Annotated in this window: 14 protein-coding genes; 8 read left to right on the top strand and 6 right to left on the bottom strand. The window is 39.7% G+C overall.

Features of this window, described 5'->3' with window-relative positions:
* Positions 1-21 precede the first annotated feature (21 nt).
* From ACO08K_RS01775 to ACO08K_RS01750, 6 genes are all read left to right on the top strand, one after another.
* The gene (locus tag ACO08K_RS01775) at positions 22-4,239 is read left to right on the top strand and encodes a TIR domain-containing protein (RefSeq protein WP_421794669.1); all 4,218 of its coding nucleotides are present in this window, start codon (positions 22-24) and stop codon (positions 4,237-4,239) included.
* Between the two features lie 36 nt (positions 4,240-4,275).
* Complete coding sequence (locus ACO08K_RS01770; protein WP_421794668.1) at positions 4,276-4,737, top strand: hypothetical protein; 462 nt, start codon at positions 4,276-4,278, stop codon at positions 4,735-4,737.
* 33 nt (positions 4,738-4,770) lie between these two features.
* Positions 4,771-5,850 (top strand): hypothetical protein, encoded by a 1,080-nt coding sequence (locus ACO08K_RS01765; RefSeq protein WP_421794667.1) that lies wholly within the window; start codon positions 4,771-4,773, stop codon positions 5,848-5,850.
* A gap of 19 nt (positions 5,851-5,869) precedes the next feature.
* Positions 5,870-6,820: a TIR domain-containing protein gene (locus ACO08K_RS01760; protein ID WP_421794666.1), complete on the top strand. Its 951-nt coding sequence runs from the start codon at positions 5,870-5,872 to the stop codon at positions 6,818-6,820.
* A gap of 69 nt (positions 6,821-6,889) precedes the next feature.
* Positions 6,890-7,597, top strand: coding sequence for a nucleoside deaminase (locus tag ACO08K_RS01755; protein WP_421794665.1), 708 nt, complete (start codon positions 6,890-6,892; stop codon positions 7,595-7,597).
* A 34-nt stretch (positions 7,598-7,631) separates the two neighbouring features.
* On the top strand, positions 7,632-8,564 hold the full coding sequence (locus ACO08K_RS01750) for a TIR domain-containing protein (protein WP_421794664.1): 933 nt from the start codon (positions 7,632-7,634) through the stop codon (positions 8,562-8,564).
* A gap of 45 nt (positions 8,565-8,609) precedes the next feature.
* Here the strand turns inward: ACO08K_RS01750 and ACO08K_RS01745 are convergent, their stop codons facing one another.
* From ACO08K_RS01745 to ACO08K_RS01730, 4 genes are all read right to left on the bottom strand, one after another.
* Complete coding sequence (locus ACO08K_RS01745) at positions 8,610-9,890, bottom strand: hypothetical protein (protein WP_421794663.1); 1,281 nt, start codon at positions 9,888-9,890, stop codon at positions 8,610-8,612.
* Positions 9,891-10,506: 616 nt separating this feature from the next.
* Positions 10,507-11,586 carry a toll/interleukin-1 receptor domain-containing protein gene (locus ACO08K_RS01740; protein ID WP_421794662.1) on the bottom strand — a complete coding sequence of 360 codons (1,080 nt, stop codon included), beginning with the start codon at positions 11,584-11,586 and terminating at the stop codon, positions 10,507-10,509.
* 285 nt (positions 11,587-11,871) lie between these two features.
* Entirely contained in the window at positions 11,872-12,852 is a 981-nt protein-coding gene (locus ACO08K_RS01735) for a pentapeptide repeat-containing protein (RefSeq protein WP_421794661.1), read from the bottom strand.
* Between the two features lie 438 nt (positions 12,853-13,290).
* The gene (locus ACO08K_RS01730; RefSeq protein ID WP_421794660.1) at positions 13,291-14,016 is read right to left on the bottom strand and encodes a hypothetical protein; all 726 of its coding nucleotides are present in this window, start codon (positions 14,014-14,016) and stop codon (positions 13,291-13,293) included.
* A gap of 164 nt (positions 14,017-14,180) precedes the next feature.
* Between ACO08K_RS01730 and ACO08K_RS01725 the strand changes: the two genes are divergently transcribed.
* Positions 14,181-14,993 (top strand): hypothetical protein, encoded by an 813-nt coding sequence (locus ACO08K_RS01725; RefSeq protein ID WP_421794659.1) that lies wholly within the window; start codon positions 14,181-14,183, stop codon positions 14,991-14,993.
* 224 nt (positions 14,994-15,217) lie between these two features.
* On the opposite strand, the gene ACO08K_RS01720 is transcribed toward ACO08K_RS01725, so the two are convergent.
* On the bottom strand, positions 15,218-21,349 hold the full coding sequence (locus tag ACO08K_RS01720; protein WP_421794658.1) for a tetratricopeptide repeat protein: 6,132 nt from the start codon (positions 21,347-21,349) through the stop codon (positions 15,218-15,220).
* Positions 21,350-22,288: 939 nt separating this feature from the next.
* Between ACO08K_RS01720 and ACO08K_RS01715 the strand changes: the two genes are divergently transcribed.
* A complete protein-coding gene (locus ACO08K_RS01715; RefSeq protein WP_421794657.1) occupies positions 22,289-22,915 on the top strand; it encodes a hypothetical protein in 627 nt (208 codons plus the stop codon).
* A gap of 44 nt (positions 22,916-22,959) precedes the next feature.
* Here the strand turns inward: ACO08K_RS01715 and ACO08K_RS01710 are convergent, their stop codons facing one another.
* The gene (locus ACO08K_RS01710) at positions 22,960-24,009 is read right to left on the bottom strand and encodes a hypothetical protein (RefSeq protein ID WP_421794656.1); all 1,050 of its coding nucleotides are present in this window, start codon (positions 24,007-24,009) and stop codon (positions 22,960-22,962) included.
* Positions 24,010-24,341: the final 332 nt, after the last annotated feature.

Genomic DNA, 24,341 nt, shown 5'->3' with positions numbered 1-24,341 from the left:
TAAGATTAAAATCAATTTCTTATGGCATTCAATTCTATTTTTATTAGTTACAGTCATCGAGATGAAGCTTGGAAAAACAAATTATTGACTTATTTTAAGGAACATCCCGAGCAAGAAGAAATTGAAATCTGGGAGGATCGGCAAATCAAGCCTGGAGACCTTTGGTACAATCAGATTCATCAGGCAATTGATCGTTCGGCCATTGCGCTTCTGCTTATTTCTCCGCATTTTCTGGATTCCCATTTTATCCAAAGCGAGGAGATTCCCAAACTCCTGCAACAAAAAGCCGAAGTAGGCTTACGGATTATTCCGATTATCATTCAAGATTGTGCATGGAAAGGTTTTGACTGGATTGAAAAAGCCCAAGCCCGACCTCTGGATGGTAAAGCACTATCTTCGTTTTCAGAAGACCTTCAAAATAGTATTCTCTCGCAGTTTGTTAATGAGACCCTTGAATTAAAAAAAGAACATTTTCAACGGTTCAAACAAAAACTTACAGCATACCTCAATACTGTGGTTGCTGAAGCAGAAAAAACGCCACCTTATTTTCCACCTGAATCCAAACTGACCAATATTCGAGTTAAAGTTAAGGTTAGCCCCAAAGGAGTCTTAGCGTCCCAAGAAGAAGCACAGTATCGGGAAAAGATTTTTCAACAAGCACCATCCAGCAGTTCGATCTATAAATATAGGATGGATGGGATGGGGCTTCGATCTAATGTCCCTTTTAATCCCAAACGGCGAGAAGAGGAAGGGATATACTATTGGGATAAAGAGATTAGCAACAAGCTACAACGCGGAGTTATTGTAGGAGATCCTGGGTTTGGTAAATCCTGGCTTTTGCGTTGGGAAGCCCTTAAATTCGCTACCAAAGCGCTTGCGCTTATTGAGGCTGAAAATGATTGGGGTGATTTAGTCATTCCAATTCGGATGCGATTAAGCGACCTAGCAAATAAATTAACTGTTGAAAATAGTGTACCCGAGGCAATTGGTTTGGTGTTGAAAGAAATGAATTTAATGGGGGTAGATGGGAATTCGGCAGGTGAAATTGATGCTGAATTGGTGTACTTTATCCAACAAAGAATTGGAGGCAAACAGGCATTGCTCCTATTGGATGCACTTGACGAGGTTCCTGTAAACAATGACCTCAAGAAAAACCTATTGTACAAGTTAGGGCAATGGGTGGAGAATTCCCCTAATGCAAAAATTTGGGTTACTTCACGTCATGCCAACTACCAAGCCCCTTGGGGTATTCGACAAAATGAACGGGAACGAGAAGTGGAGCTATTGCCTTTTGACGATGATCAAATTACTGAGTTTATCGAAGCTTGGTTTGGTCAGGGAACAGAGCACGCTGAAAGAATACGTGAGATCATACGCGAAAACCCTCAATTGCGAGGCTTGGCTGAGCTACCGCTATTACTCGGGTTTCTTTGTTTATTGTATAGTGATGAGCGGAAACTGATCCTTTCAACACAAGCTGGTATCTCTTTATCTCAAAAAAGCCGTAGCAAAATTTATGAAGAAATTGTAGTGAAATTGTTATATCGGGAATGGCATCATGACCATAGTGAAATCATCAATGACCAGGGGCCACAAGAAAAATCCTTGATTCTTTTTCAAAGACAAGAGTTATTAGAAGAATTGGCTTTAAACTTATTTTTGGAAGATAAGGTCCAATTTTCTCAAAAGAAATTGGCAAAAATGCTCAAAGCGCTTTTGCCTCGATACAGTGATTTAGAAGATAATGACCCAAAGCTGAAAAAAAATGACATCCTATTACTAATCAGGGAACTTAGTCAAGAGAGAGGGCTATTTATTGAAGGCGGGAGAATTTCCAATACCAACCTCCGATATTTGTTTTTGCACCTAACCATCCAGGAGTATTTGTGTGCCAGTTTCATGGGACGGATCATCAATGAAGAAGGCTGGGATAAAGCAAAACTACCGGGTACCAACCTCTACTTCAAAGATTTAATAGACCAAAAATCATGGGACGGCAGGTGGGAGCAAGTATTGTTGTTATTGGCCAGTATTCTTAAAGATCCTTTTCCATTTTTGGAGCTTTTAAATAACCCGAATACCGATGATGTATTTAAGCATCGCCAGGCCCTTACTGTACATTGCCTAGGAGAATCCTGGCTTGAGCCTACCCTGATAGGCGATCCATTTAAATTTACAAAGCTAGAAACCATTCGAGATCAGTTGGCCCACCAAATTTTTTCTACCTGGATGCAACATGAGGAGCGGAGGACTGCCAGCATGATCCCTCATTTGCGTAATTCAATCCCCGTTTTGATCAGGATCAATGCGCTATTTGGGAAAGAACCAATTTTGAATAAACTTTTTAAAATTTTACAAACCCATAGACTGGACAGGATAAAAACGGCCAGTGTGAACATCATTCAAAAAGCAAAATATGAGCTAATAAGCAGTCCATATTGCATAAAAGAATTTTTAAATATACTGATAAGTGGCCGAGAGGAAGCTAAAAGTACTTTTTACGAAATTCTTGAAGAAACCTACCTTGACCTTTTTCAAACCAGTTTTTTTTCACCTTTACTGACCCAAGCGATTCATGATGCCAAACCCGAACAATTGTTTTTGCTCATGAATATTTTAATACGTGCAGGAGAACAGTCAAAAGTCGCCCTCAATACGATCCATAACCTTAAAGAGGAATATCAGAATCACCCCACACCCCATTTAAGGAAACAAATTTCCAATTTGATTGAAAAGGCCAAGCCAACATTTTTATCCTTTTTGGTAAGTTCAAAAGTTTATGAAAAAAGGGAAGAGCCCTTAGATGTGTTAGATGCCATGCAATACATCCTGGATCGGCAAAAAGCCATTTCCACACCTCCGGTCTTTAACTCCTTAGTTTTTGAACCTGCAGATCAGGAAGTATTGGACCTGATCCTCGAAGCAATTGACATTCAGGGCAGATATGAAATCAATATAGAAGATGAAGAACAATTTATGAAAGAAATCGAAGAAATCGAAATTGGAGATATGAAATTAAAAGATATTTTGAAAGGGTATTTTAATGAATTAGGACAACTATTGGAAGATGAACCGACCAGAAAAATATTCTATTACATGGTCGCGAAAATCCTTATGAAGGGAGGGCTTGGTGCACTCATCACCATTAATAAAAAACCAAAAATGCAATTTGAACATTTGCCTGGTTTAATAGAGGCAATGACCAATATACTTAAAGGTGATAATCCAGCCTTAAAAACGATCGCACTGGAAGGTATTTTAAGCATGTATGAAGAAAGAGAACAATATGATATTTCTGAAGAGGCTTCTATTGCACTAAACGAAGTATTCGAAGACACAATCTCTACCCTAAGTGGTCTGCTGATCCAAGAAACGAACATAGAGGTACTCAAGGCAATGACTTATACCTATTCCAAAATGATCAGCAACCAGGATGCATTGCAAAATATAATCTTCCAATTTCAAGAATTAAAGGAGGACGGCCATTTAGAAGCTATGTACGATTTTTTAGAAGATTTTTTAAGCAAATTAATGCATCGTCTATGGAGTGAAAAGTCATTTATTGTTGCATTTTGCGAAGCATGGTTGAATTTGGACCCACAAGACGTTACTTCTGGCGAGGAACTCCAACAAGACCTTTTGAACTATCCGCTGCTCGTTGATACCGTATTGGAAATATTTTCAACAACGGAAGATAATCTAATTAAAGCTGATATTATACAAGTGTTAAATGTCCAAAAAGCCGGAGGATACAAACACCAAGAATTGATGGATTGTTTAGAAGAATGTTTGTTGTCCAATGATCTGGACTTACAGTCAGCAAGTATGCAAGTCTTGGAAAACGTGGGTAAAGAAATAATTTATCGACCACAAATAATTCAGTTTTTATGTAAAATGATTACGCAAACGAAGAACCTTAAAATGGCTTCAGAAGCGGCCAGAGCTATTCGTGCTGTTGCCAGGTTAAATGTTGAAGAATCCCATGAATGGGAGGAGGAAATCAATCAAATCACTCGTACACTCGTTCAAACTTATTTACATGCCAAGAGTGAAGAAGTAAGATTAAGCACTGCGATCAGTTTATTCGATTTTTCAGAACCGAGGTATCGATTTTTTATGAAGAAGCCAAGTAAAAAGATTTTTTCTTGGTTTGATAACCTTCTGCCTCAACAGAGGACTTACGATTTGATTCCAATTAAGGGGTTGGCCGAGTTCAATATCCTTGGGCCTAATTCTTAACTAAAACATATTTTATTCATTTATAAACTATCAATTATGAAAATCAACTGGGGAAAAATCTTAGACTTTGCACTGGAAACTGGTGCGTCAATTGCTCAGGTTGAGCTTTGGTTAAATGAAAAAATACAGGAACTTTCAAAAGACAGTACGGTGAATGCTGCGCTCTTGGAAATTTCCTACACTGTAGCAAAAATGAATAATGATGATTGGAATTACCTTAAACTACATTTGGGGATCAAGGCGAATAAAAATGAAACTGCAAATTTTATGCTCAAATATTGTAACTATGTTGTCACGGTCGAAAACAATAAAGTTATTCCGTTGCTGGAAGGTAGCTTAAATGATGCTTTTGATGTTATCCAATTTGATCTTAGGTCAGGGATGGATGATTTTGAAATTGCAGCTTTATATGGTGTACTCGCGGCACACGGCGAGCGAAATCCCAAGGCTAATTCACTTACGTCTGCATTTGGCAGATTGCTGAATAGCGGATATTAGCGTTTCCATTAGAATCAATTTAACAATTGTATTATGACAAATCCATCTAGTAATAAGGAAGGTGTTGCTAATTCCCTCATTGATGCTTGTTTAGATATTGTGGATCAAGGGACCACCGAAGTATCAAAGGGGCATGAATCGCCTTTACTGATATTCGTTGTGTGTTTTGCATTATCCCTTTTGGGGTATTTTTTTGACGCTACCTGGTTAATGAGTTTGGCTGGGTTATTTTGGATGACAAGTTTTTTTCTTACGTTTTTGTTCTTTATCGGCATCCACCGAAATTTCGACATAATTATCCAAAATATAGAAAGAGCTAGAAAAGGGCCCCAAATAGCCGAAGCAATAACACTTACTGATGAGGAAAGAGAACTTAGGAAAAAAGAAGTAAGTGAAAAGTTCAAACAATGGCTCAATGGCCTGGAAAAAGTGGTTAGGTGGTCTAACAAAAATACATTCACCTCTTCTAGTATTGTGGTTAGTTTGGCTCATGTTGTTTCTGTTTTACACATCGCTGCAGCCACGGGCAATATTTCCAATTTTTTTAGTTTTTCAAAAACATCACCTGTCACTTATCTTTTTCTCGTCGTGCTGCCTCTCTATGGCTTAATATGTGACAAGTTCTTTTCCAAGAGACCAAATTACGGGCGTGGCGTTTATATTTTCACTGCCTTACAATACTATTTAGGAAGCGTTATTTTTTTTAGTGGTCTTTTAGGTGGAAGGGAAGCTATCCAGGCAATTAACATATTAATGAGGGAGCCTTGGCTGTTTTATGTGATTGACATTTGGTATTATCCCGATGCTTATTCTCATTTTCTTTATAAAAACATGGGTGCGCTATGGTTCTTTTTAGTATATCTTTTCATACCATTTTATATTGCTTTAATTTTTTGGCGCGAGATAGATAGGGTTAGAAGAGGAGAGAAGGCATTAATGCCTATCTGGGCCATGAAAATGATGGTTGGCATTAGTGTTTATCTGGTAATTATGGCATTGTTAGTCGCTTGGCAAGAAGGGTGGATTTATAAAATTTACACCCTGATTTTAGCTGGAATTGAGGCTATTAGCCAATTATTTGGAGAATCTCAAGATGTAAACCCTAAACAATAACCCATTAATAACAAAATTTATGGACATCAAACCCAATGTTTTCATTGGCTCTTCTGCGGAAGGGTTACCCGTAGCCAGGTTGGTAAAAAAATACCTAGCTGATTTTGCAGAATGCAACGTGTGGGATGAAGATATTTTTGAATTCAACAAATCCTACTTCGAAACCTTGATGGAATTACTCTCCTTCTATGATTATGGCATTTTGATTGGGACTGCCGATGACCTGGTCGTTTCCCGGGAGGTAACCACCCAGGAAACCAGAGACAATGTGTTGTTTGAGTTTGGTTTGTTCATGGGGCGGCTTGGAAAGAATAAAGTGTTTTTTATGAAAGAAAAAGGTGCCAAGACGCCTTCCGATTTAAGTGGAATTGCACTACCCGTATTTTCTAGAGAGGGGGACAACCTGGAACAACAAATCAAAGAACGGTGTGAACAAATCGTCAAACAAATAAGGGGGAGAAGTAACATATTTGAAGGGGGCATTTATCCTTCTATTCCACTAGCTTACGGTTATTTTCATAATTCCTTACTACCAACTTGTGATTATTTCCTACGCTCATCAAAAGTTATTTGGAAGGGTCAGGAAAAAGAAATAAAAGATTACCACATTCATATTCTAATTCCAGATGATTTGAGGAGTGATATGAAGAAAAAAGTAGAATTAGCAAAAAAACGTGATACATGGAGTCCAATTGAAGTACCAGTGTTTTTTCCCCGTTCATACATTTTTTATGTTCAAGAGTCAAAATTGGACCTAAATCACCTTGCTTTATTCGATATTCCAACAACTTTGAATAGCCTTCATCAAACAATTGATGAGTTTATTGGATCAAAACAACTTGGGCGAGGAATAAAGGAAAAGCTGGTTGAAGGCCGAGAAATTCGTCATTTTCAAAAAGTATTAAAATACTTAATCGAAAGCCATGATGAGACCAAGAATTTTATCACTACTGAAATCATCGATATATAAAACTACAACTAAAGGCAAGAAGCAATTTTTAACCTAAATTGCGGCCATTCTTTGTCTAAATTTTTAGCAATGGCGCTTACCTTGCCTTTTCAGCACTATTCCATTCAAAACCCCGTTGAGCAGGAAATCGATGAAATTTATTCCTTGCTCACCTACACCTTGGTATACCAGGATTGGCAGTCTGCGTCCATACCCCGCGAAAAACGCCGGGGTTACAATATTGGTGCCTTGCTTGTCAACCCCGCAAAAATGCCGGTTTATGCTGGTTTAAATTGCATCAACTCAACCGACAATGCTACCCAGCATGGTGAACTCCGGGTTATGCTGGCTTACCTTGAGCAGGAGCGTTGTTTTAACCTCAAAGGTTTTACGATTTATACTACCCTTGAACCCTGTATTATGTGCGCAGGTATGATGACGATGACCAATGTGGCACGGGTGGTTTATGGTCAAAAAGACCTCAATTTCAGCAATGGCCTGGAACGCCTGGCACTGGATACTAGCGAACTGGGTGGTTATCCTCCTTTTCAACGTACGACCTGGTCGGATCCTTCACCGTCGCCTTTTCGAGCGCGTCTGGATGCGGCTTATCACCAATATCTGCAGGCGGGTAATGAACAGGTTTTGGCAAAGTTTTTGACGGGGGAGGTAGCTATGGAGATTTTTAAGGAGGCGCATGAGGCCTTTCTGGGGTTTGAATTGAAATATGAGGAAAATCGGGGGATTTTGAGGAACGCATTAAGTTTTTTAACTAATTTTTTGAATAACATGATCTAAATATTTACATTTATTATTCATCAAAATAAAACAGATGAATGTTTTTATAAGTTATGGCTCTAAGGATGAAGACTTTGCAGAGCTTGTAAAAATGAAACTTGAAAAAGAGAGCTTTCAAGTTTGGAAAGACACTGTCCAGATAGGGATAGGGATTGATTGGCGAAATGAAATTGACCGAGGTCTTTTAAATTGTGACGTGGTTATTGTTTTATTGAACCATGCATCAGCCCTTTCCCCTTACGTAACTTATGAATGGGCGTTTGCTTTAGGTAATGGAAAAACCATCATTCCTATCTTAACAGAAGAATGTGAAATACATCCTCGTATAGAAGTATTACAATATCTAGACTTTAAAGACCAAAAAAGGCCATGGGATATACTTATCGAAAGAATAAAAAAAATCAAACAAACTAGTCAAAGATTAAAAGTTTCAGATTTGACCGTTGACGAGTTAGAAAAACTCATTAGCGGCAGCAAAATGCTCGCCAATGAAAACGCTAAATCCGAAGGGAGAGAAATACAAGATGAAGATATAGTTGATGTAGCTAATCGCATTGTGAGTGCAAAATCTATTTTTGAAACTCAACCCACAAAAAATAACATCATCCTTTGGATTGATGATAACCCTGATAACAATGTTTACGAACGCCAGGCAATGGAAGTAATCGGGTTCAAATTCGATTTGGCCTTGTCGACAGCAGAAGCCTTGGGAAAATTAAGAAAGAATCAATATATAGCTATCATTTCTGATATGGGGAGAGTTGAAGGACCGAAGGAAGGTTATGCTCTTCTAAAAGAAGTAAGGAAAAAAGATAAAACAATACCCTACTTCATATATGCTCGGTCTAATGCACTTGAACATAAAGTGGAAGCCCAGGAAAGAGGGGCCCAAGGCTCTACGAATAGTCCTACAGAATTAATGGAGTTGGTGACCGCATACGTTCAGCCTACTCACCTGCATAAATAACTCACATTACGCAGCCCGCCTTCGGCAACTGAGTAATGTGAGTTATCAATGATTTTTTGATAAAGAAACAAAGACTGCTTCAATGTAGTCAAACGGATTGCTCGCACCAGTTACTATTAATCGCTGCCATCCATTTTTTTCAAAACCGATAACACTGCCGCTTGGAGGCTCATTATATTGAATTTGATAACCAATCGAGTTCATGTCTGATGCAAAAGCGAGCCAAGGTACAGCCGTGGTCATCAACATCCAGTTCATAAGCGGCCGCATAAAATTTCTAAAAAACTTCCGTTCGGATGGTGGAGTGAAAATGAAAAATTTATCTGCCAATCCATTTTGAAAAATGTGTTCGAGTTCCAAGCGCAAACCACCCGTATCTCCCGGAACATTGAAAATAGCAGATGAACGCTGACCCCAGTGTTTAAATGCTTCTTGCCAATTTTCATCATGGTAATAAGAGACATTTAGACCTTCGGGTGGTATCCCATCTTCTGGGTTCCCTAAGCCAACCAGCTTGCCAATCTTTTCATTCGTTGCATACTCAAAAAATTGTTGAAAGTTGAGACTAGCAAAAGCCGCGTCGCCCAAATTTAAAATCAGTGAATTTGGCGATATTTCAGTGTAAACGCCATTTTTGAAGATATTGCCAACATAAAATGGAGCATATTCTACTAGAAAAGAACGGATAAATAGCACGGGAGGCCTTAGGTCTTCAGAAACAGACAGTTCAATATTAGGCTTCTCATAAGAGTAATGAAGGAAATGGAAGTAGTTTCGAATGCTTTTTAACTGGGCTAATAAATCGAACTCACGTAATCTTGCCCATGAAAATCCACGTACCAGGCTATTTAAAATGGTTAAAACGACGAAGCCCACAATTAGCCGAAGCCCTAGCTTTTTCCAACTTTCTCCAGAAATCCACAATAAAAATACTAGCCCAAGTCCCATCAAGATTGCCACCCAATTGCCAACGCCACGCCAATTGACTTTAGTGGTACGGTTGCCAGATGCCCTGCTTAGCCTGGATTTAGGAAGCTTATCGGCCCAGGCAAAAAATACCAAGGGCAAAAGGCAAATCACCAAAAAAACGTAGATCGAATAATAAAGCCAATTGATGTTTTTAAGGAAAAATGCTGGAAAAACCAGGCAAATCAGGCCAATTGCCCATGACACTAGCACCAAGCCAATGGCTTGGGCGTAACCCTTTTTTCGCAGAAATAGTGCTGCCCGGGTCCAGGTCATCATGTAAAAAGTTACGGCCAATACGAATATAACTGTCATCAACAGAAAAAGAAGGATTAAGCCTTTTATCGCGAAGAGAGACATTTTAGTTGTTTTTATAGCTATGATTCATCTTGAATGGTTTCAATCCATTCTTTTGGGGTGTCGATGGCAAGTGAGAATCATGACAAGCTGCGAATCATCGGTACGCAATCAAGAAGCCGTTCATAGAGACCTGATCGTGATCTACCCCACATCCCATATACACACGCTACCTGGGGAAAGCGTAATCAACCGTTTATTATCGGGGCTAAGTAGTGCATCCGATATGAGTAGATTAAACGAGTATCTTTTCAGTATTTTTCCTTTTATCGGCTCGACGATCAAGACTTCATTATCTCCCGTTATAACCACTACAAATGAATCGTCCGGGGAAAAATGAATTTTCCTTAATCGTGCCTTCAATATTTCTTCATTGGTCTTTTTTACCTCTGGGTCGCGGGTCGGGGTGGTATTTACCACTTCTATCTTGTTTTCCTCGCTATATAGCCGCACCAGCTTGATTGCATTATAGTCACTGGAATAAATGAAATACCTGCCATTTTTTGAAACATCTATTAAGTGGCTGGAAACTAAACTATTATACGCATATTTCATGAGCGGTTGCCAGCGCCGCGTATGGAGGTCGTATACTTCCACGGTGCTCCAGACGTCTCCACCATCACCAATCCCCTCCCCTCCTGTATGAAGTATGAAACCCGACAATTATTTTACCATCCATTGTAAAAAACACACGGTCATGGTAACCCAGCGTTAGGGTTTCGCCAGTATCGGCCTGAAATAAAACCGACTTCTCAGAAGTAAAGGTACTGAAACCGGTGGCCGCAACCATTTTTCCATCTGCCGAGAAATTTATATTGTCTGTCCTCCTATTTAGGGCTAGATTCTTAACTTTCTGCTTTTTAACCAGATCCCAGAGGGTGGCCGGGGCCGGGCCGAAGAAGGTTTTATCTTTCCCAACGGCGACCCATTTGCCATCGTTTGAAAGGTCGGCGCATCTGATTTGGCCGCCGTCGGTTTGCAGACTTTGCAGGAGGGTGAAATCTTTCGTATCGACCAAGTCGAGCTGCCCGTTCTTATGCCCGATAAGCAAGTAACCGGCGTTCTGGGACAGGTTGATCGATGAAAAACTGTTGGCGGCACTATCGAATCGCCGGTATGGGGTAGTCAGCGGCACCGCTTTTTCGTAAATAATTTTAGGCTGCTCTACTTTATCGGCCTTGGGTGTGGGAGGAGGAGGCGTATTCTTCTTGATGAGTTCTTTTTCTTGATCGCTGATCTTATTTTCGATCCGCTCGATCAACAGGGCGACATCGCTTTTCCATTTATCGTGGCTCAGGGTAAAGCCATTCAATAAAGAAAGGAATTTCAGCCTGGCTGGCAGCACTTCCCTCGCGGGCATATCGGCACCATCTACCAATACGGGAATAATCGTTTTATTTAGATTGAAAGCTGTATAGATTTCCAGCGCCACCACATCGTCCTCTTTAAATATTTTCACTGCGCCCTTTTCGTCAGATGCACTGAAAATCGATTTTCCAATCACGACGATAAAAATGTCGCACTTTTCAATATTTCGTTCAATAATATCTATAAAATTATCGCCTAGTGGGATGCTGTTAATATCCTTGAACACATGGGGCTCTTGGAATTTAACGATCAAGTGATCGTACAGCCGACCTGCCGTTCCCGGTGAATCGGACCTTCTGTAACTGATAAAGAGGTTGGGATGTATATTCATTCGGGCATATGAAAATCGGTGATTCTTTCAAGTTTATTGACGAAACAGATAAGACATATGGTCATTGAGCGCCCAAAATGTTGTTTATCTGGTCCCAACTTTCGGAAAAGGCTCAAATCAAAGATAACCTTATGGCCTATAAGTTTGCAAAAAAAAGCACATCAAATTTTCAGATCATCAATCGGGTGGGTGATTCTGTTCTAGCCCTTGGGGTATACGAGAATAAATTTCCGTCGTTTTACGGCTTATTGTATTCATTCTTCTTTAGGGCGACTAAATTGCCATCTATTTATTTTCCTGAAAGTATTTCTCAATAGGTGAAAGTATTAAATCGTCAATATTTTCAATTAATTGATTTTTTGATTGATATTTTTGAATTTGTAAAAACCAAGGAAATTTCTTAAAAAAATCAATCATTCCATGCTCGAAGTCAAGATGATGAATAATAGGTCGAATAGGAACAGAAGGTAATTCGGGGACAATACCCCTTAACTCTTGCAAAATGCTCTTTGCATTTGTTAAATCAGCAATTATAAATCTTGACATTCTTGCAAGTAGTCCAACGGTTTCATCAACGGTCCTGTTTGAATTCTCAAAATCAAAAACGATAGGGATGAAGTTTTTTTCTCTAAGTTTAACTCTTATTGAATCTAGAACCATTTTTTGTTCTTCCTGGAATCTTCCCAGAATTAAAACTACTTTTTGATTAATAGTATCAATATGTTCTTTTAATTTTTGGTTACCCATTAAATTATAAATAAACTGAGCGACTTCAATATTATCCAAGGTAATTTTAGATTGATTCGGAGGTGTAATAACCAGATTATTTTGAATTGCATTTTCTAGATTCGACATCCAAACAGTACTTCCAAACACATAGGATTCACTTAAGTCAGAATAGGACAGATCAGAGCCAACAAACTTGCAACCTTTTAAATTCGAATTTCGCAAATTCGAATTTGATAGATTACATGCTTTCAAAGTACAATCATTAAAATAGACCCCTTCAAGATTGGAATGTAAAAATTCCGTTTGAAGAAAATATATATGAGAAAATATTGAATTTGAAAGATTTGCATTTTTAAAATTGAAACGCCAAAACTGAGATTCATATTTATTTCCATCTGAATCATAGGAAAAAATTTTCTCAATAGTCGTGAAGTCAAACCCATTGAGGTTGATTTTTTCCAGAGGATTATGCTTCCTCCAATTATTCCAATAATCAACTCCTTTTTTTAGAATTTCTATTTGGTTTTGATTTGCCATTTGTTTTTTTTATAAATACAAATATTGGTTATACTGCACACCACCGTCTACTTATACCTCGCGGAGTGAGCTATTGTGGAAATCATTTCGGTGAAATCCTGTAAAATCAGGGCTTTCAAAATACAATTGGACAAAACCTGAATCCGAATGGTATAAGTCTTCATTTTTCAGATTGATATATAGCATCAAAAACTTACCGCTAAATTAAAAATAAAAACCCCAATTTTGCAAGTAAATATTGAACTAAATATAAAGATCATAGATCGGACTTTCGGTACTATTCCGTATATCGAGCGTATTTCCTGGGAATGTTGAACTGAATCCTAATTCCAAAAAAAGAGGGTACGCTCGGCACGTACTACCCCGCTAATTCTAGTCTTCCCCATTAACTTTCATAGCACGAGGCTCCATGGAGGAAGACTAGAACTAACAGGTACCTTATTCGGAATAAATGGTTATAACATCGTCGCCGATAATAAATGAGCCTTTGTAGGTTTGTCTTCGGACGACTTCCTCTCCGATAAAATTCAGCACTTCCATTCGTTTTTCACGTGGCATGCTCGTTTTGAGTTCCCAATCGTTCGATGAGGGTACCGCGACTATGGCCAAGGCCCCATAGCCCATTTCCCACCACATATCGAAGCTACCGACGCTACTTTCAAAATAGATGACGCCGCTCCGGCCCTCATCCACAAAGCGAAGCCTCGGGTTGCCTTCCAGTTTGGGTGCAGGACTGTCTTTGCTATGGAATTTATCCACTCGGTTCACCACTTCTCTGATTCGTTCCACGAATGTGCGGTCCACGTTGAGCCATTTCATAATATCGGGGGTCGTTTTAGCACCTTCAATGTGTAGGCGGGTCAGATCGCGGAGCAAGGCCGTCCGAATGGCCTCCTCGTACTGCCGGCGATGCTTTTCAAAAGATTCCGCGGCCATTTTTTCACCTTCTTGCTCAGCCTTGGTTCGGAGTGCCTGTGCGGCATCCAATTCGACTTCGAGCCGTTTGCGCTCTTCATGGAGGGCGGCTGTCCCTTGATCGATTCCCCCTAAGGCGTTTTTCATGGTCTGCTCCATCATTGCCGCAAAGGTTGCTTGTTGTTGGGCAATTGCGACGGAGAGTCGTTTTTGTACTTCTGCTTCTATTCGCGATGCTTCATCTTCCATATTCTACTTTTAGATGACTTGAAGGTAAAAATAGTTCTTTTAATCTTTTCAACTTTGTATTTAATCGTTCATTTTACAGGATTTTGGGCTTCTTCTGTGATCAATCTATTCATTATCAGTTGAATAAAATTAAAATTTCCAGACACTTGGAGCTTTAGTGCTCCTTGTTTATCTTTACCAACAAGCGTAAAAAAGACGCATGTTTCCATGTTAGCGGTCAGACTATACCAGTCATCCAACAATATGGCAAAAGCAAAAAAATAGCAGTCGTTGGACTGACATTAACAACAATAACAATACTGACTATGGCTCTATTTAATTTTTTCAAAAAATCTGAAAACCCGCCAGAACCTACAGGCCCTTACAAGGACCCTGCGACAAATTCGATTTACCAATTGCTTTTCTGCGACAACATTGAATTATATAGACCGAAGACTCCTCCTCCTTTTAATTATCCCTTTGATATTTTATTTTCCAAAGAAAGGACTGTGGCTGATTTACAAAAGGTCATTGATGACCCTACCTCTGATCCAAGAGTAAAAATGCTTGCCTACAACCTACAGCTAGCAGATGGGCACACACCCACAAAAAGGGAACTACTTGCCGTTATAGTAGAAGTCGGACTTGACGACGGACTTGACGTAGTGGCTTCATTTAATAATGGAACAGCACGTTATATTAATTATACTGGCCATATGATAATCTGGGAAGCCAAAGATGAAATTTCCGACAGCCTGACAGCGGAATTATTTTCAAAAAGTGCAGACATCGTAAATAAAATTGGTCCTTGGGACAAACCAAGAAAACCAGCCCCAGCAAAAGGAAATGTGAGAATATCATTTCTTGTTTCAGACGGACTTTATTTCGGTGAAGGGGGAATTAATGTTTTATTTAACGATCCACTTGGAAGCCCTGCATTGACAGCTGCGACTCACTTAATGAAATATTTAACCGAAAAGTCGTTAGAAACAAAATGACAATGGGGGCCTGCCCAAGCCAATAACCATAAAATGATTTTTGCGTTGGGTATACTATTTTTATTTCAAAATTTTGACCACCAGTTAGCAACATACAGCATATCGTTGGGTGCGGCTCTAGTTGGATGTACAATTAGGCTCTGATTTCATCATAAAAGGCCCAGATGTATACAAACAATCTAAGCACCTCTGGTGTGACGGTCTATACGCCCCCAATACTAAGCCTATTTCTTCTTCAGCTCGCCCACTTTCCCACGATAGTAAGCAGCCATTTTTTCATCATTCAATGCAAGATATACATTGACGAGGTTGTGGTAAGTCCGGTTCAGTTCAGCATGAGGTGCCATAAGGATCCGTTCTTTAATTTCCAGAGACTTGTGCAAAAAAAACAAAGCGGGGTCATACTCTTTCATTAAGCTGTATACATAGCCTTTGTTGTTGTAAGAATGGCAAAGATCAATGTGTTCTGCATCAAGTATTTTTTCTCTGATGGCAATGGATTGATCGTAGAAGGCAATGGCTTGCGGATAATCCTTTAGTGTAGTACAGGCCAGACCAAGATCGTGCAAATATTGAGCAACCTTAGGGTGTTCAGGCCCAAAAATTGACTTTGTGAGTTCAATCGATTGGAGTAAATAGGCCAGTCCTTGCTCGTTTTGCTCGGATTTTTTGTAACACAAGCCCAAACGATGGTATATTTCTCCGTAGCTGTGATCAGCAGGTGGTAATGTTTTTGCTTTCTCTGCGCGTATTTTTTCATAATAAATTAATGCTAGATGATATTGTAAAAGAGATTCATAAGTTTCGGCAAGTTTGTAATAGGTACGCGAAAGTTGAGGGCTTTTTTCTGCCTCTTGGATTTGTGCGGCGCGGATAAAAAATACCAGGGCTTGGTGAGAATGGTTTAGTCCAAGGTGGGTTAAGCCCAAATAGAATAAATTTTCAGCAAGCCCTTCGCTGTAGTGGCTTAAATGCTTTTTGCGTAAGGATAAAGCATTCTTAAAATAATCAGTTGCTCCCTGGTATTTTTTGAGGAGGTAATATACCCAACCCAGCTGCATGTAGGTATCAATCACTTCTGCCCATTCTGGTTGTTCAGAAGATTCTCTACTCATCAAAGATTTTTTAAAATAATCTCCAGCTAGAGCATAATTCCTCATCTCGCGATAAACACAAGCCATTTCAAAGTAGGAGTATCCCAAATCCGTGTGGCTCTTGGCTAATTTTGCTTCCCTGATACTAATGGCTTTTAAATGATACATTTCCGCCTCATCTAACTTGAGGGTCAATTGGTATGTCCTCGCCAGATTGTAATAAGCCCTGGCCAAACCAAGGTGCTGGGGCCAAGGTACTTTCTCCAGTATCGCAATCGACTGCTGGAGGTATTGCTGAGCTGGTTCATACTGTTGGGCCATTAAATAAGCATTACCAAGGTTGTTGTATGTTGTTGCGAGGCTTGGATGTAATGGGTGAAAAATGGTTTCCTTAATGGCAAGTGCTTTGAAGTCAAAAGTTAAAGATTGTTGATATTGCCCTTTTTGCATGTAAAAAAAAGCCAGGCTTTGATAGGAGCTTGCAATGTCTTTGTTCCCTTCGGGAAAAGATGACAAACGGATCGACAACGCTTGGTTGAGGTATTGATCCGCTTCTTCCCATTGCAGAAGACCAAGATGAGTTAAACCCAATGAGTTGTAAACCAATGCTTGGTCAGCAAGGCTTATTTTTGGAGCAGATTCAAAAAGTTTAAGCGCTTTTCGATCTTGCTGGAGTGCTTTCTCCCATTGATCAAACGAACGATACACAGTACTAAGTCCCACTAATGGTACTATTTTGATCTCTGGCCCTATGCCTAAACCGATCATTTTTTCCTGTGTATCAACTGCTTTTTCAAACCATTTTTTTGCTTCTACATTGCTGCCCAAAAAAGTGTACAACCTTCCAATCTGGCTATACAATTCAATGATCTCCTCAGACACTTGGCCTTCCAGGTGTTCTCCCAACGAACATGCCACATGAAGCCAAGGGTAGTTGTCCGTATAAGGATTTTGTTCAGGTCGATTGTTGATTTTTTCAACTATCGCGTTGACCAAAACCACTAAATCAGCATATTGCGGATTCAACAAATAACGGAGTGCTTTCCAGATGTTAAAATGTAAAAGGTACTCACCAGGGGCCTCTTGCAAAATCCAGGCCTTCTCATAAAAACTTTCCAAAAGTTCCAACACGCTGGGCTCTTCCAACTTTAATAGCTCCGCTAAAGTCGCAGCTGTATATCCCTGCCTGGGTAAGGCCAGCAATAGTTTCCATAGATACAGTTCCTCGTCCTGCCAGTTGCACAGTTCAAACAATCGGGCGATTTGCAGAAAGATTTGCTGTTCATCTCCAGTATGATTAGCAATGATTTCGTCTTCTGCGGCTTTATTGTGGAGTGTAAGTTGAACGAAGTTTTGGCGGAGCAGTTTTACATGGTTGGCTACATCGTTTTCCAGTTGTTTTTTCACAATTTGGATGACGCAGGAATGTGGATTTAAGAGTTTAAGCAATTCAATCAGTAGGGCCTGATCCGTATTATCGGGAATAAGTGCTTCAAATTGTTGTAAAATACCTTCAATACTTGAATCTTTTAACTTGTCAACTATCCACTGATGGTTTTTTGCAAATGAGCTGCCTAAGATTCCTTTTTGTTGAGCAGTTTGGAAGAGCTCTAAACTTGTATTGAAATGATGGTTAGCCCTTTGTAAATTCCCTTGTTTTTCATAGGCAATACCTATGGAACGGTGCAGGTCGGCCAAAGTGTCGATCTCAGCGTCATTATTCGAATATTGACTTATGCTATCCATCGATTTTTGGAAAATGAGGATTGCTTCCTCAAATTTATTTTGCCTAATAAAAACCCATCCTATACCAGAAAAAATCATCATCAGATAATATTGAAAAAATACATTATTGGAATGGTTGACTGAGGACTCTTCAATGATTTGTTGTCCTTCATAATAAAAATTTAAAGCTTCTTCCAAATTATTGTTATCTGAGTGGTATTGGCCGAGAAAAAAACAAGTCATTGAAAACGAACGATTAGCATCGTAGTCGATTTTATTTATTGCTCTATATCCTTTAAGTAAACTAAGGGCATCCTCTAGATATTTTTTCATTATGTCCTTGAAGTTACTTGTATAACTTAATATTCCTATTCCCAACTTGGTTTCTGCATAAGTTTTAATACAATCAAGATCATTAGGATACTTCTGTTGCAAAGCAAAACCTAATTCTTCAGCCACTGCAAGATGCTTCAATGCTTCTTGTGGATTTTCTTGCATTATACTGAAAGCCAAATCGTTATAATTTCGATTCAAACTTCTTGCAATGTCCTTGCTGTTGGGATTAGACTTGTGCAATGGAGTTAATACCGTTAAAGCATAGGAGCTGAAGAATATGCTTCTTTCATTCCTTTCCAGGAATCTATAATAGCTGCCCATGCTACTTGCAACATTACCTAGCTCCTCTATAAGTGGAGTATAATCCGGGATTCTGCGATGCAGCGTTTCAAGGATGGTAAATGCTTCTAAATATGCCCTTTCCGTTTCAACTGAAAATGGGTTTAATAACGTAAAAGCAGTAGCAATATTTTTTAAAGCATGTGCTTTTTCCAATTGATAATCAATACTATTAGGCGTATTTGATAATAAAAAATCAAGAAGATCAAGTCCTTTTCGAATAGAGGAGAGCCCAAGCTCAAAATTTCCTTTGCTTAACTCCAAAGTACCTATTCTACGATAAATTAAGGCTAGTTTTTGTTTTACATACCCATTAGCTGCATAATGACTTGACATGAGCTCCAAAATTCTTTGGCCTATTAAATAATCCTCCAGGGCTTCTTCCAACTGCCCTTGGCTGCGGTGTAAGCCCCCCAACTCTTCCATTATTTCGGCAGCCTCTAAAAGGATTACAAGAGGGATATTATCGCTGTTGAACCGACTAAAAATTGGGTTAATATCGGCTTTAAGCTGCTTTATTGCTTCCGGTTCTTTCCCCAAATACGACAATACCTTAGCATGCCGCCGAGCAAGTTTTACTTGCCCCATGACAATGGCTGTTTCTGTTAAATAAGCCTTGGGCAGGGTATTAAAAATTTTTCGAGCCCTTTCCACTATTGCCAAAGCCATTGAATAAACATGCTTTTGCATGAACACCCAAAACAATTCGTCGTGTATGCGCATGAGCAAGCGTGCCAATCGATCCACACTAAGCCTGATCCCTGTACTTAAAATGGCTTCAAATAGCCATTCCAATTCCTGATTTAATTTTTTATTACTGTTCTTTACCAAAAAATCAAACATCACCCCGCTGGCAACCACGTTATCTTGCTGGTCGGAAGCCAATAGCTCGATTGTGGCATTAGCCTGTTTGGCCTCGGTTAGGTGAAACAGTAGCTCTTGCTTTTGTAATGCATCATCCAGCGGAAGTGTATTCAGGTGATCACTTAAATCTTTGTGTTTTTGGCTGTACAAATGCTGCTTATTTACCCTGGAGCGCAAGATCAAAACAGGCTGTAAATGGGTAAACTGCCACTGCCCCAGGACTCCTGACTGGCGAAGATGCACCCGCAAAAAACGCCTCACCAAGGAAAACTGACGGGTAAACTCCCCTTTGTCTGGTGCCTTTAAAACGGCGAGCAAGTCTGCTTCTCTTAAGCCCCCTCTCGATAGGGCCAAATACTCCAACATTGGAAAAACCCAATCGATCCCGTAGCGAAATTTCAGGTCTCGATCGGCATTGCTGAATACTTGTTGGTAAAGTTCTGCTACATTCGGGCTAAACGTTTGAATGCGTTCCAACATCAGTTGAACCAATTGTTCTGCACCGTCACCATCAAGGTGAGCAGCTTCAGCAAAATCGTCGATATCCAACAAAATCAGTTGTTCAATGACAATCGACAGCCATAGTGGATTCTGATAGGCCGGTCGGCCATCGGGCAGCGTTTTTTCTAGAATTGCCCTACTCACCTTGGGGGACAGACTTTTGTGGTAGCGGCGACAGTGATTGAGTAAAATGCTAGCAGCTTCCTTGGATTGGAGCGGGGGAATTGCCAAAACTGAGGCACCCGCCAAGGAAGCAATGGCTTGGCTTTCAGACCCTGGAACTGTACTCGCAATCAAAACCACATTTTTGTTCCACGCTTTGGGCAACCAACTCATCTGTTGGTTAATGGCCAAACGTTCAAGCTCATTTAGGGCATCAATCAGCAGCACAACACGTTGTTTTTCGGCAGCGCGGTCCAACAATTGTTCCCAAACCTTCAGTTTTTCATGGATGGATTCTTCGGGTTTTTCAAGCGTCAGATTTTCAATGTTTAGCTCCCTTCTTAATAAATGAATCCAGTACTCGATAAGGGTATTCAGACTTTTACTGGATGCATCAACCCCAGCAGCAAAGGGCAATAAGAGGCAATCTTCTGCCTGCAGATTTTTAGCCAGCATGGCCATTACCGCGCTTTTGCCACTACCTGGTTCGCCGGTCAAAGCAATGATCCTGGGGTCTTTTTCGCCATCAGAAAGCGCCCAATTCTTTAATTTATCCAATAACTCGTCCCTTTCAACGAAGTCGCGAGTTTTTTGCTGAACAAAATGCTCGAATGCCTGGGACTCCGGGCGCTCATCCACGGCCTGGGCTAGGTTTTTACTTTTGGCAAAAGCGGCAAATTCAAGAGATAAATCAGTAAGAATGGTGGTTTGTAAATCCTGCAAATCCTGTCTTTGCGCAGCATGATCATTTACATGCAGGGTATAAGTGCGGCAACGCTCGGGGAAACGATTTTTGATGCGTGATTTTAAAGCTTCTAAGTCGTGGAAACGGGCTTGATGCTCCGCATGGTGTCGATCATCAAAGCGTGAACGTTGCTCTGGTGGAAGTTCTGCCAGATCTGGAATTTCTCGGAAATAAAAAAAGCAGCTGAGTTCCTCCGTTGGAACTTGAAAAGCTCCGTATTCAATTTCCAAAGCAGTTACACTTTGAGCGTAGTTGTCTAAAACTACTCCTTTTTCAGTTGCAGCTGATCTCAGGTATACTTCTGGGGGCACCGATCCGTAACGATTGCCCAAAAAAACCAGAATGAAAGGCCTGCAACGGTCAATTTCATCCAGGCAAACTTTTAAGATTTGTAATTCCTTCTCGTCTTGAATGGTTTCTGCACTGGTGTCTATTCCCCAGCGCAAATCAATTGCCTCAAGGTTTATCTTGTATTGCGCCACGATTTCTTCCAATTCCCTAAAAACAACATCGCGTAAAAAATCACGCTCAATGTGCATGTCGAGGAATGTGCTGGAGATGAAAATGGGTTGGGTGTGGGTGGATGACATGGCTGGCTTTGAGAATGCGGTTTTGATGCTTACTGTAAAAATAGGAATTGAGAGACGAAAAATCACCAGATCATCCCAATCGGTGTATAAAATAAATGTATCGAATTACTTTGATGCGTAATCTAAACCTATATTTGAATATCTTTTAACCCCAACACATTCCACATGTCGATCGACAAAATAAGAAAAGCCACGCCCCAGATCACCCTTGATAGGGAATACGTGTATGATTCCTGGTCTAAAGTAGTGCCCGATTCGCTATTCGTCAATCTCAAACACCTCGTTGCACTACGTCGTCGTGCCGCCGCCTCACAAGTTATTTTTTTTGTTTTGGCCAGCCTTTTTATATCAGTGCCTTTGATCATTCTAGGCTTAATTGGAATGTTAACAGGTGAAATTGCAGGTGGGATTTTTTCATTCATGTTGGGGATCATCTCATTCTATTTGATTAAACGAGTCAGTAAAAGTTTTCGTTTTGGAGGTAAACTCGCTCGGATTATTGTTCGAATTTTTGGACTCATGGTGCTTATCTGTGTCATAGTCGGTTTGTTTCTGCCCGAAAACGACCTATCGATTTGGGAAAAATCACTAGGTCTATTCTTGTACGGTGGTTTAATTTTTTATTTGTGGAAAAACAGTTTAAAAAAAACCAGGGCTCTAGCATTAATAGCTGATTTGACTCATTGGGGTATCCCTGATTTTCCAATTTTAGGGCGCCCCTTGCGCACACAAAAGCTTCAACAAATTGTGCCTAAACGGCACTCCCTTCGGGTAAGCTGGAAGGTTGTTTTTTCGTATTTTCTGGTCTTCTTGGTGTTTTTGCTATTTGTAACTCAATTACTGCTGCGTTCAGCGGGGTATAATTTCATTATTATTATCCTTCTCATTGGTGTTTGGCTCAATCGTTCCGCTGCGAGGAAGCTACGTACCGCACAAAAAATGACAGCCATTGATGCGGAAGAAGCTTTAAAACTGGACAAACGTGACCCTGTTTTATTTCTACGTTCCTTCAAAGATGATAGCGCAGTGAAAATTATTCCCCGTTATGCAGACAAACGAAATTTTGTGGAGCTCATCAACCGCAACATTGCTTTTGATGAGTCGATTGTAGCGCAATTGGAGCAAACGGGCCCCGTAGTAGCCGTAGGCAAACCCGGTGAAGAGCTTCCTCCATTGGGTGCCCTCCGTATGTACCTGGCTGATGATGCCTGGCAGGCTCGGGTACTACAACTGATGCAAGATTCCCGCTTGATCGTACTCCTCCTAGGGGAAACACTTGGACTGCAATGGGAAATCAGCCAAATATTTAAGCTAGGCTACGCGCACAAGAGCATTTTTTATATGCCTCCGGTACCCCTGGCCGAAAAACAAAAGCGTTGGCAAATCTTGCACAACTATTTTACTGCTCATTTGGATTTGTCCATGCCACTGCATATTCCGGCTCACTTGCTCGCCTTTATTCCAAATTTTGCACATCGAGTTATTTTGATTGAAAACGAACGGGAAGATGAACGGGCTTTTGAAGTTGCGACGGAGTTGGCGGTGGCGGTGATTGAGAAGGGTTGAATTAAATGGGGGAATTGACGTTATTTGAATACCTGAGCTCAATTCTAATTTTTGCTAATTTCTTGAATTGTTTCATATAAAGTTACTTTTTTTCCAATTTCGGGTAACGGCATAGATTCAATAGCACGTTTAATATCTCTGCTCAATCTAAATCTATTGTTATTTTTTAGTAGGGTGTAATTTTTTAATTCCCCATTTGCATTAAGCATAAACATAACTCCACCTTTGTGATAATCAATTCCCTCAAGCCCGCGTTCAATTAAAATAGGGTTTAAAGAATTTTTCCAATATCTATAAAAGTCATATTCATTTGAAGAGTTTACATTAGTTAGAATTGGAGGAAGGAAAAAAATGGTTTTTTTTAACAGGTTTTCGTCATTCTTAAGCATTTCCAGCTCTTCAAGAACCCCTTTTGAATCAGACAAAATGAATAGATTATATTTTGAATAAGCACAAAGATGCAATACGACTTCTCTCCAGTTCATATCAGAAGTAGGTAAATAATAGATTCCATCCCTTTCGAATGTATTAACTTCTTTTTCTTCTCCTAATGCAGTTAATTGTACATTTTTTTTCAATGCGCTGTAAATGTAAGGGATAATCGAGTAACCACTAATAGTTGCAGACTCTGTGATCCACATCATTTCACCATCTAAATCTGAGGGACGCTGTGAATAGTAAGTTACTTCCGTTGACGGGGCATGCATATTGATTTTCACGTTAAATGATCGTAACAAAAGGCAATATTCTTTAGTAGACTTTTTGAGAGCTCGTGTTTTCATTATTTTAAATATCAATGCCTTTGCCCAATTTTCAATCACTAGAATTGGAACTAAAATAACTGGAGAACAGGTCATTCCAAATATAAAAACAAATAAAGCGAATTCAGGGATTTCATAAAAGCAAAATATTAAAACAGATGGGATAAACAAATAAGATAAAGAAAAAAATGAGGCTAGGGTTATTGAATATTGGTACTCTAGGAATAAATTCCTTATATTGACAAAATAGTTTCGAGTGCTTATCAATGAGCCTATTGCCATAAAAGCCAAAATTAAGAAGCCGGCTATATTGTTAACAATGGCAGATGCCATACAAGTTATTAACATTGCATGAACAGGTTTGCATTAAAACTAGGTTTATTTCCTGCAATAACGACGTTGCACAGATAAATATTTTGCACTAAATTGCCATCGAGAGTCGGTCATGGCCTGATGCCTATTGGTCATTTTGCCTTTTTGAGATTTCAATAAAGGCAATAATTGATCTTACTTTAAGCATAAGTATTAAATATATATTCACATTATTTTGATATCAAGCTGTTGATATTTTGGAATATGTCCGCCGTTTGAAATGACTGGTTTTCAAAAATCAAGTAGGGAATTGAATCTTCAAACTCGCAGCAGCATGAAATCTGAATGGAGCA

This window comes from Haliscomenobacter sp. (genome assembly GCF_965225875.1).
Taxonomy (GTDB): domain Bacteria; phylum Bacteroidota; class Bacteroidia; order Chitinophagales; family Saprospiraceae; genus Haliscomenobacter.
The sequence above is the reverse complement of the archived record's forward strand: the minus strand, read 5'-3'. Positions and strand labels throughout refer to the sequence as shown.